This window comes from Bdellovibrio bacteriovorus (assembly GCF_001592755.1).
In the GTDB taxonomy this organism is placed as follows: Bacteria; Bdellovibrionota; Bdellovibrionia; order Bdellovibrionales; family Bdellovibrionaceae; genus Bdellovibrio; species Bdellovibrio bacteriovorus_E.
This window is the reverse complement of the sequence record NZ_LUKF01000007.1, coordinates 1-11,434: the sequence shown is the minus strand read 5'-3', so window position 1 is coordinate 11,434 and position 11,434 is coordinate 1. Positions and strand designations below refer to the sequence as shown.

Here is an 11,434-nt window from a genome sequence, read left to right as displayed (position 1 = left end):
TTTTCTAACTGCTTTGTAAGGCGTTTCTTTGTTAACATCCTGCTAAGATGTTAATCGTGAAACACTTAATCTTGATTGCATTTTGCGTAACACTTTGTCAGCTTGCACAGGCTGAAACAAAGATCTGTGAACGCCGCTACAAAGTCACTGTCAACTACCAGGCACCCAATTTCGTGCCGGATGTACAGAAGGGCGGCAAGGGTCTTTCTTTTGATTTGATTAAAGCGATTGAAAACCGCATGGGTTGCACAATGACTTTGAATCCGGTGGAGTTGCCTCGTGCTTTTGAAGATTTAAAAAGCGCACGTACGGACATCTTCGCATTCGGAACCTCGGATGAGCAGTGGTCTAAGTCGGGCCGTTTCATTCCTTTGTACAAAGCGGCCCGTCTTTTGGTTGTCAGCAATTCGATTTATGATCCCAAAAAAAGCATTCAAGATTATTTGAAAGACCCGCGTATCAAGTTTGCTGATCAAACGGGGGGACGATTCTTTTATCACCCTTCTGAATCTGAAAATCTTGAAAAACAACGTCGCGTGATTCGCAGTCCTCGACCGGAACATCTTTATGACTTTTTAAAAGATGGTCGTGCGCAAGCGATGTTTTCGTCGGCGGTGTTCAACAAGTACTTCGTGGATATCAAAGACATGCACAACAAGGTCTCTTTCGTGCGCGATCCTAAAAACAAAATTGAAATTGGAATTTACGTTTCAAAACGTCGTGTAACACCGACAGAGTTTCAAGAGATCCGCAAGATTATCAAAGACATGCAAATAGAGGGTGCCTTCCGAGGTATCGTCGCTCGCTATGTTTATCCGGAAGATCTGACTTATTACGAAGATTTGTAAGAGGGTCGATAAGACTTCTTAAAATATTTCCCATCACAAGCTGCTGAACTTTCCCTTATTCAACGTGGGTCCATCTGATCCGAGTTCGTAGGAGTCTTCCAAAAAAATACGAACGCCGTGCGAGCTGTGATGGGAATTTAAAAATAACTAAACGGCGGCGACCAACGTGTCCGCTATGTAGACTAGAGTGGCTATAATCATCATCCATTTCAACATGGCTTGCCTCCGCTTTAAGAACATGCGGCAGTTCTGAAGCAAAGTCGAATCGCTAATTTTGATCGAAGGTATAAGAGTTTCTTCTGCATTCCCGTGACGCCGTTCATTTTGCTTTGCAATAAAAAATGGGACAGCGTAGTTCTTCAACTTATGCGCACATTCTTAAAACAGCTGGCGATTCTCTTTGGTGTTGGACGTTTTCCGAAAGGACCTGGAACGGTCGCGACTTTAGCGACGATTCCCTTGGTGATTTTGCTCTGGAAAACGGGGCCGCTGGTCTATATGGCGGCAATTGTTTTGCTGCTCCCAGTCGGAATTGCTGCCTGCGAAGTTTATGAGCAGGACAAGGGCGGGCACGATCACAAAGAGATCGTAATTGATGAGGTTTTAGGTTTTTTGATCACCATGGTCTGGCTGCCTTTGACATGGCAGGCCATTTTAATCGGTTTTGCACTGTTTAGATTGCTGGACATTACAAAGCCTTTATTCATAGGATATTTAGATAAGAAGATCCAAGGAGGTCTTGGAGTGATGGTGGACGATGTGGCCGCGGGGATAATTGCGAGTCTCATCATGCAAGTTCTCTACACTCAAACCAACTGGTTGGGCTCTCAGGTTTTGGTGCCATAACAATGTCACTGAATTCTGAAAAGCTTCAAGAACTCATTCGATCCCTTCGCGACCAAAAACTCACAGTGGGTTTTGCGGAAAGTTGTACTGGAGGTGCACTTTCGGCTTTTTTAACAGAGCAGCCTGGCATATCCGACATCTTTTTAGGCTCTGTGGTTTCTTACTCTAACGAGGCGAAGGAGGATCTTCTGGGGGTCCGTCGAGACACTCTCATGCAAGAGGGTGCGGTGAGCGAAGCGGTCGCTCGTCAAATGGCGCACGGAGTGCGTCGACAGCTTAAAACTGATTGGTCTGTGGCGATCACAGGTATTGCTGGTCCGAGTGGTGGAACAACCACGAAGCCAGTAGGAACTGTCTGCATTGCTATTGCTGGACCGGCCTTTGAAGATTCACGAAGACTGTTGTTTTCGGGAGATCGCAAAGCCATCCAGCATGCATCGGTCGACTATTCAGTGAATTGGCTGTGTGAAGCGCTGGACGCTTCTTTGAAATCTCGACAATAAAACGGCCTCGGCCAGAACATTTAACATTAAAGAGTCGTAGCAAGTGCTACGAGAGAGGAACAACAGATGGCAAACGCTTCTGTAGACGGCAAAGTAAACGGCGAAAAATCTAAAGCTTTGGAGCTAGCAGTTTCTGCTATTGAAAAGCAATTCGGTAAAGGTTCGATCATGCGCTTGGGCGCAAACGAAACTCTAGTGAAAGATGTTGAAGCGATCAGCACAGGTGCTTTGAGCTTGGATATCGCTTTGGGTATCGGTGGTCTTCCAAAAGGTCGTATCGTAGAAATCTACGGTCCAGAGTCTTCTGGTAAAACAACTCTTTGCTTGTCTGTGATCGCTCAAGCTCAGAAAAAAGGCGGCGTTGTCGCTTTCGTCGATGCGGAGCACGCGTTGGACGTTAACTACGCTCGTAAATTGGGTGTAAACACAGAAGATCTTTTGATCTCTCAACCAGACACGGGTGAACAAGCTTTGGAAATCACAGAGACTCTAGTTCGCTCTGGCGCGATCGACGTATTGGTTGTCGACTCCGTAGCGGCGTTGGTTCCTCGTGCAGAGATCGAAGGTGAGATGGGTGATTCTCACGTAGGTCTTCAAGCTCGTTTGATGTCTCAAGCTCTTCGTAAGTTGACAGCGGCTATCAATCGTTCCAACACACTGGTTATCTTCATCAACCAAATCCGTATGAAGATCGGTGTTATGTTCGGTAACCCTGAAACAACAACAGGTGGTAACGCATTGAAATTCTATTCTTCAGTTCGTTTGGATGTACGCCGTGTGGGCGCGATCAAAAACGGTGAAGACGTGACTGGAAACCGTACGGCGGTGAAAGTTGTGAAGAACAAAATGGCTCCTCCGTTCACAAAAGTTGAATTCGACTTGATGTACGGTGAAGGTATTTCTGAAGAAGGGGACTTGCTAGATCTAGCGGTAACTGCAAACTTGGTTGAAAAATCAGGTGCCTGGTTCTCTATGAATGGTGAGCGCATGGGTCAAGGCCGTGATGCTGCAAAAACATTCTTGAAAGAACATCCAGAGTACATGACTGAACTTCGCGCGAAAATCTTGGCAGCGAATGGTATTGGTAAATTGTTGGTTGATGCTAATGGCAATAACGGCGAAGACCACGAAGGTACAGAGCCGGTTGAGGCAGAAGAAGCAGCACCTAAAAAATCAAAAAAAGGTAAGCACTAATCTTCTGAATCATTGATTCAAAGTTATGAAGCCTCGTCGAAAGACGGGGCTTTTTTTGTTTGTATACTTATGAGTTTCGATCCGAATTTACCTTTTAATTTTGGTTATCGAAGTCGAGGCTCACTCTTAAAAATATTAAGAGATCTACACACTTGCTTCAAAAGCGATTTAAATCGAAGCTGATCAAGATTCAGTTAAAAAATGCTCTAAATTTCTCCGAACTCTTCCGATAGATCAAATATGAGTTTCTCCGGCACGTATCTTCTCATTTTGGTACTTCTTTGGAATTGCTTTGCGATAGCTGCGCCTAAGTATTTCACTTATCAAGGTCGTATCGTGAAGTCTGATGGAACCGCCTTAGAATACGGGAACGTCAGCTTTCTTTTTGAAATTACTAATCCCAATGGCACTTGTGTGATTTACCGTGAACAAAAAGACGGTATCAACATGCAAAGCTCTAAAGGTGTCTTCGACGTTCCGATTGGAAGCGGCACGAAGTTGTTCCCCACGGATCCTTTGTTTTCTCTTCTAGATGCTTTCAATAATTCAGAAACGCAAAACTGTGCGGGTGGCGCGACATATGCGCCCTTATCAGGCGACGGGCGTCTGCTGAAAGTGCAATTTCATGATGGAACGGGTTGGAAAGTCATCGATCCACCGAATGAAATTCGTACTGTGCCTTTTTCAGCGTTTGCTCATTCGGCAGAAAAATTGGGTGATAAACTTGCCAGCGATTTTCTTTTAAAAAACAGCGTCGCTTCTTGTTCTCCAGGTCAGTATCTGACTTTTGATGGAACAAGCTTTACCTGTCAAAATGATGCGGGTGGAGCTGGTATGGTTTCAGACGTCAACGTCACGGCTCCACTTACAAAATCAGGCACGGCATCGATTCCTGTTATAGGAATCTCTGTAGGAACCACTGCGGGAACTGTTGCCGCAGGGAATGATGCGCGCTTAAACGACGCCAGAATTCCTACGGGTTCAGCGGGTGGAGATTTAAGCGGAATTTATCCGAATCCTTCTGTAGCTAAAATTCAAAATGTTGCTGTTTCTTCAGTGGCTCCTACTTCGGGACATTTCTTAAAATTCGACGGAGCTCAGTGGTTGTCATCCGCGATTGCAATGTCGGACGTTGCCAACCTAAATATGACGTTAGGAAACTATCTGACTACTTCCGCATTTAATACGGCGGTAGGAAGCGCGAATTGTGCCGCTCACCAAACTCCTTATTGGAATTCAGTTTCAGGATCTTTCCAGTGTCAGTCGATCAACGTCTCTGTCGCTGGAGACGTCAGTGGGACTATCGGAGCCGTGGTCGTTAATAAAATCAAAGGTGTCACTGTCGATACGACGGGACTGACTTCAGGACAAGTTCTAAAATATGACGGCACAAAATGGGCGCCAGCGTCTGATAGCAATGCCGGCGGTACTGTCACGAATATCGCAACCGGAACGGGCCTCAGTGGAGGGCCGATTACTTCGACCGGAACGATTTCTTTGGCGAACACATCTGTTACGGCGGGGGCTTATGGTTCGACGACTCAAGTGCCTACGTTCACCGTGGATGCTCAAGGTCGTTTAACAGCAGCTTCAAATTCTGCCATCGCTTTTCCAGTGACGAGTGTCGCGACTAAAACGGGAGCAGTCACTTTAGATTATGGCGATATCAATAGTGCCGCTTCTAAATATTTAACTTATCGCCCGAACAATGTGGCTTGTTCTGACGGACAGACTTTAAAATGGGTTAACGCGAACTTGCGTTGGGAATGTGCGAATGATGTCGACACATCTTCAGGTGGAACCGTCACCAATATTGCTACGGGAACCGGACTTAGCGGTGGACCGATTACATCTACGGGCACAATCTCTCTTGCGAACACGGCGGTAACCGCAGGTTCTTACACTCGCGCGAATATCACAGTCGATGCTCAAGGTCGTCTAACGGCGGCGAGCAATGGTGCCGCTGTAAATCTTGGAACTGAAGTGACGGGAACTCTTCCGATCGCTAACGGTGGTACGGGACAAACGACAGCGACGGCAGCATTTAATGCTTTATCGCCCACGACGACGAAAGGTGATTTGATCGTCAACGATGGAACAAATGATGTTCGTCTGCCTGTAGGAACAAATGGCCAAGTACTTTCCGCTAATTCTGCTCAAGCTTCTGGCTTGCAGTGGATTACACCTACAAATGGAACTGTGACGAATGTGACGGGAACAGCGCCGATTGTTGTTTCATCAGGTTCAACAACTCCGGCAATTTCAATCAGTGATGCAACAACGACGACCAAAGGGGCCGTGCAAGTGGGTGCCGGACTTTCTGTCACTTCGGGTACGATCAGTGCGGATCCCGTGAACTTCCCATCAACGGTTCCTGTTTCTAAAGGTGGTACGGGATCGACTTCATTAACGGCGAATAGACTTCTAGCTTCTAATGGCACCGGCACAGCTGTGATTGCATTTAACTGCGCCAACGGTCAGATGGTGACCTTTGATGCAACGGGATTGATGACATGTACTTCGTTCGTAAATAGCAGTGTGATTTTAAATGGTGGAAATTCCTTCGGCGCCGCGGCCACTATCGGAACCAACGATGCCTACGCGCTGGGTTTTGAGACAAGTGGTTCGACTCGTATGACAATTCTTTCCGGAGGTAACGTCGGTATCGGCACGGCTTCACCTGGAGCAAAACTTCACGTCAGCGGTGGTACAGCGACAATCGAGAACTCGGGTGGCGAAGCCCTGATGATTCATAGACCGAACGGAACCTTTGGATATTTAAACTTCACAACATCAGGCGCGCGTCGCTGGCACATGGGTATTAGCAGTGCCTCTGAGGGCGGCAGTAACTTAGGTTCCGACTTCTATATCAATCGCGCGAACGATGCCGGAGCTTATATCGATACTCCATTCCAGATTTCCCGTATGACGGGTGATGTAACTCTCTCAAGTCTTTTAAGTACGGGCGCGCGAATTCAAATGGCCCGTGATGGTGTTAATAACTCTTTCCTTTCTGCTCAAGGAACCGGAACAGATATGGAAAGAGCAGCCATGGGATTTAGATCCAACGTGGGAACCGGTCTTATCAATGCTCTCATTTTCCGCGTGAACAATATGGTGGGTGGAGAATGGGTGGCGTTGAACTCAGGCACTTCTCCCTTTTTAAAGTTGCATCCGATCAATTTAACTTCTCCACCAACAGGATGGGGCGGCGGTCTTTGGACGTGGGATGCGTACGTCGAAGCCACGCTGGCTTTGGGTACCAACGGTGTCCAAAACACTTACTTTACTTCAAGCGGTAATGGCGTGATGGCGGGAACACTAACGCAAAACTCAGATATCCGTTTAAAAGAAAACATCGAAAGAATCCCGGCAAGTCTAGCAAAGATCAATCAGCTTAATGGAGTGACTTACTACTGGAAAGACCGCGCTCGTGATTCAGAAAAGCAAATGGGTCTTATCGCGCAAGACGTAGAAAAAGTATTTCCAGAAGCCGTGCGCACGACGAAATCAGGATACCTGAGTGTGGCCTATCAAAACTTAGTAGCACCCTTGGTAGAAGCGGTGAAGGAACTGCATAAACTTTATCTTGATCAAAGCGCACAGATTGAGACTTTGAAGAAAGAGAACGAAGCTTTAAAAGATCGCTTAGAAAAGATCGAACAGCGCCTTGATAAGATGGACACTCAGAAATAGGAACTCATACATCATCTGCACTGTTCCAGAGCTATGATGGGTATTCGAATTACTCCTGACTTCCCTTGATAAAACCCGACGTGTTCTTGGAGAAGCGTCTCAGGATGAGACCGTACGGAACACATATCTTTATTAACTTTTAACAACAATCTCTCGGCGAGCGCTTAAAACGCCGATAAGTGATATATGAGAAACATAGTCTCCGGCACGTTACTGTTGATCATGAATTTTCTTGCGCTCGCTGCGCAGGCTTCACCGCCTCAATTAACTTATCAAGGTCGTATTCTAAAGGCCGACGGATCGCCGCTCGAATTTAATAACGTCAGTTTTCAATTTGAAATCACAAGTCCTAATGGTCAATGCATTATCTATCGTGAACAAATCGATCACATCGACATGACCAATTCAGGTGGGGTGTTTGATGTGCCCATTGGTGGGGGAACTCAAAGCCACCCTGTCTCTGCGACTTTTAAACTTTTAGATTCTTTCAATAACTCGGCTTCATTCGCTTGCGATGGTGGGTCGACTTACAATGCCGCTTCGGGAGATCAAAGAAGATTGCGCGTGCGTTTTCACGATGGCTCGGGCTGGAAAACAATTTCACCAGACAATACCATTCGTACTGTTCCCTATGCGGCTTACTCTGCCGCAGCGGAAAAGTTAGGAACTTACCAAGCCAATGATTTCGTATTAAAAAATACGGTCACCAGTTGTCCGGCGAATAACTTTCTTACTTTCGATGGAACTTCTTTTTCATGTGCGCCGGTGACCGGTGCTAGCGGTGGCACAGTCACGAACGTCACATCAGGAAACGCCTACGCGACCGTAACGAACGGAAACTCCACCCCACAAATCACGGTGAATGTGGGAACCGCTGCAAATACCGTGGCGGCAGGAAATGATTCACGTTTTACGGATGCTCGCACCCCCACAGGAAATGCCGGTGGAGATTTGGGCGGTACATATCCCGATCCGACAGTGAGCAAGTTACAAGGTGTCGTGGTGGCAACGACAGTTCCTACATCGGGGCAGTTTTTTAAATATTCTGGAACCAATTGGGCTCCGGCAAGTATCGCGATTTCCGATGTCACAAATCTTTCTTCGACTTTAAGCAACTATCAAACGACGTCAGCGTTTAACTCAGCTGTGGGCAGTGCTAATTGTGGAGCCCATCAAACTCCTTACTGGAATTCCGTTGCGGGCGCATTTCAATGTCAAGCCATCAATGTTTCCGTTGCGGGTGATGTCAGCGGAACTATCGGTGCTGTCGTCGTGAATAAAATTAAAGGTGTCGATGTCGATACTACGGGTCTTACTTCAGGGCAGGTTCTTAAATACGACGGAACCAAGTGGGCTCCGGCCAATGATTCTAATGCTGGCGGGACTGTCACTAACATCGCAACGGGAACGGGTTTAAGCGGTGGTCCCATTACTTCAACCGGAACAATTTCCTTAGCCAACACCGCGGTGACTGCGGGAGCTTACGGTTCAACAACCCAGGTAGGCACTTTCACTGTCGATGCTCAAGGAAGATTGACCACGGCAGGCAATGCGAACATCGCTTTTCCAGTAACTTCAGTTGCGACCAAAACGGGAGCAGTGACACTGGATTTCGGTGATATTCAAAGTGTTGCTACAAAATACTTAACTTATAAACCCAATAATGTGGCTTGTAGTGATGGCCAAGTTTTAAAGTGGATCGCAGCCAACTCTCGCTGGGAATGTGCGAATGATACCGATACTTCTTCCAGCGGTACTGTTACGAACATTGCAACGGGCACCGGTCTTAGTGGTGGTCCTATCACTTCTACAGGGACAATTTCACTGGCAAACACGGCGGTGACTCCGGGATCTTATACGAAAGCAAATATCTCAGTCGACGCGCAAGGAAGAATCACGGCAGCTACAAATGGATCGAGCACTGTGGATCTTACGACGGATGTAACGGGAGTTCTGCCAATTGCAAATGGCGGTACAGGTATTTCTACTGGCGGCAGTGCCAATCAAGTTTTGAAATGGGACGGTGGCACTGGCAAATGGGCGCCTTCCTTCGTTAAGTTAAGTGAACTGACAAATTCAACTGGTGGCAGTGCTTTCAATATTGCGGGCTGTACGGCTTCTCAAACTTTGAATTGGAGTTCCATCACTGACAAGTTTGAGTGTCAGAGTATTTCTATTGCGAATACGCAAGTCACCGGACTTGGTAGTGCGGCGACAAAAGCGGCGGGTACGGCGGCGAACGAAGTTTTATTACTTGATGGCTCTGGTCGACTTCCTGCAAGTGCTTTACCTTCAACTTTAGGTCAATGGCAGGCCTCTGGAACAAAACTCTTCTATGATGACGGTATCATCGTCGCTGGCGGCTCCGGCACGGCTTATACAGGGACGAATCATTCGTTCGTCGTAAAAGGGGATACAGGACAGTTTTCTCAATTCATTATGGATCGCGGGGGCACCTTAACCAGTTTTTATACCAACGGTACAAGCATGAATATGGGAAAGTGTGTGTCGGTCGCTTGCGGTGGCTACACTAATTTCTTGTCGGTAGACTATTCCACAAGTCGTATGGATTTGGGGATGGGTGGGACTTACCAGAAACTCTACCTGACATCTTCAGGCTATTTAGGTGTCGGAGCTTCATCTCCTTCTTATAGTGTCGATGTTCAATCAACAGATGCTTTCCAACAGCGCTTATTCCACTCTTCTGATTCAGACTATAATGGGGCGGCTTTGATGATGACACGGACTCGAGGCACGTTGGCATCGAACACCGGTGTCCTTTCAGGAAACACCATTGGTGGATTTTATTTCCGCGCACATGACGGTTCGGGAACAGGTACGACGACATCAGCGATTGAAGTCAGTGCCACGGAAAACCAATCTACGACAAATCGTGGATCTAGAATGACTTTTGAAACCACAAGCACCGGAGCTGCGACTCGCACGGAAAGAATGCGCATTGATGGAAATGGATACGTTGGAATTGGAAATACATCTCCGACAGTTCCTTTGGATGTTTTAAAATCCTTTGATGGTTTTACGGCGATTCGTGCGCAGAACTCCAATACTTCTGTCGGAGCCTACGCGGGATTCGCCGCCGAGTCCGATAGTGCAGCGATGGAAGTCGTGGCTTATTCGTCAGCGCACTCTGGTTCTTTTGGAAGCGTTTCCGCAGCTGATGCCGTGGCTGTTCGTAGTTGGAATGGCAAACCGTCTTCATCAATGCTTGTTGGTACCGGAAGTGCGGTGCCTTTACACTTGATCACGGGTAACGCGCCAAGATTGACTATCAACGGTGGTGGGTATGTCGGTATAGGAACTACGTCGCCTTCTTCCGATTTAGACATCATGAATTCTGTGAATGGCGGTTACATTCGCGCGTCTTCTCAAGATGGAGGCTTTGAAATCGCCAGTGGAAATGATGACACGTCCTTCATCGACTTTCGAGGAAGTTCCAATTTGGCGGTCGATTACCACGGGCGATTGCGGTATACCGATAGCGTTGGATTCTCATTTGAAACAAACGCATCTGCTGTAAGTCGATTGTTTATTCGCAGTACTGATGGCTTTGTCGGCGTTGGTACGGCAGCTCCTTCACAGCTATTCACGGTGAACGGAACGGCCTACGCCACCGCTTGGAATACTCCTTCGGATCGTCGCTTTAAGAAGGACATCCGACCTATCGAGAGCGCTTTAGAGCACGTCCTAAAATTAAATGGTGTGCGTTTTAATTGGATCCCCGAAAGCACGCCCGTGGCGATTGAAAAGGTCGCGGATATTGGTGTGATCGCTCAGGAAACAGAGAAAGTATTCCCCGAGGCCGTATCAACGGATGCGAATGGGTATAAATCGGTGAACTACGCAAAGCTGGTGTCTCCCTTGATCGAATCTACCAAAGAGCTGTATGGGATTTGTAAGGCCTCTGAACAACAACTGCAGCGCTTGTCGGCAAAAATAGAAGCCCACGACCGCCGAATTGCCTCGTTAGAAGAAGAAAACGAAAAAAAGAACAACGCCATCAAAGAACTTAAAGACGAAAATGCCGATCTAAAAAAGCGACTTGAACGTTTGGAACAGAAGCTGGGCCTTTCAAAATAAAAATGACTGATATCTGAAATAAAAAATATTCTGCGAGGAAATTTCTTATTTTATTGGAATTCAAAATAAAACTTCATAGACTTCCCCCAAGGCTTTGAGGGGGGCTTATGTTCAAGCGTATTTTATCTGTAGTTTTATTTTTCTTTTTACCGGTCTCTGCCTTCGCAATTTCCGAAAAAATAGAGTGCACGGCGCAGGTCTTTGAATCTTTTCCGGACGGAACCGCTCGCAGAGAGAGCGCACCACTGA

The 11,434-nt window shown here is 46.9% G+C and carries 6 protein-coding genes; all 6 read left to right on the top strand.

Translation table 11 applies throughout. From position 1 onward, the window contains the following. The first annotated feature begins 56 nt into the window (after nucleotides 1-56). The 6 genes from AZI85_RS05965 (at nucleotide 57) to AZI85_RS05940 (ending at nucleotide 11,185) form a co-directional block, all read left to right on the top strand. Entirely contained in the window at nucleotides 57-848 is a 792-nt protein-coding gene (locus tag AZI85_RS05965) for a substrate-binding periplasmic protein (RefSeq protein ID WP_172795308.1), read from the top strand. A 309-nt stretch (nucleotides 849-1,157) separates the two neighbouring features. Continuing rightward, a complete protein-coding gene (locus tag AZI85_RS05960) occupies nucleotides 1,158-1,694 on the top strand; it encodes a phosphatidylglycerophosphatase A family protein (protein ID WP_253720869.1) in 537 nt (178 codons plus the stop codon). A gap of 2 nt (nucleotides 1,695-1,696) precedes the next feature. Next, nucleotides 1,697-2,197, top strand: coding sequence for a CinA family protein (locus tag AZI85_RS05955; RefSeq protein ID WP_063243236.1), 501 nt, complete (start codon nucleotides 1,697-1,699; stop codon nucleotides 2,195-2,197). A 66-nt stretch (nucleotides 2,198-2,263) separates the two neighbouring features. Then, entirely contained in the window at nucleotides 2,264-3,391 is a 1,128-nt protein-coding gene (gene recA, locus AZI85_RS05950) for a recombinase RecA (RefSeq protein WP_063206251.1), read from the top strand. A 240-nt stretch (nucleotides 3,392-3,631) separates the two neighbouring features. After that, a complete protein-coding gene (locus AZI85_RS05945; protein ID WP_063243235.1) occupies nucleotides 3,632-7,087 on the top strand; it encodes a tail fiber domain-containing protein in 3,456 nt (1,151 codons plus the stop codon). Between the two features lie 186 nt (nucleotides 7,088-7,273). Further along, nucleotides 7,274-11,185, top strand: a complete 3,912-nt coding sequence (locus AZI85_RS05940; RefSeq protein WP_063243234.1) for a tail fiber domain-containing protein — start codon at nucleotides 7,274-7,276, stop codon at nucleotides 11,183-11,185. Nucleotides 11,186-11,434: the final 249 nt, after the last annotated feature.

What these genes read in the sequence shown, in the direction of transcription:
- AZI85_RS05955 (WP_063243236.1), top strand. Translation starts at nt 1,697, where the DNA reads ATGTCACTGAATTCTGAAAAGCTTCAAGAACTCATTCGATCCCTTCGC.
- recA (WP_063206251.1), top strand. Translation starts at nt 2,264, where the DNA reads ATGGCAAACGCTTCTGTAGACGGCAAAGTAAACGGCGAAAAATCTAAA.
- AZI85_RS05945 (WP_063243235.1), top strand. Translation starts at nt 3,632, where the DNA reads ATGAGTTTCTCCGGCACGTATCTTCTCATTTTGGTACTTCTTTGGAAT.
- AZI85_RS05940 (WP_063243234.1), top strand. Translation starts at nt 7,274, where the DNA reads ATGAGAAACATAGTCTCCGGCACGTTACTGTTGATCATGAATTTTCTT.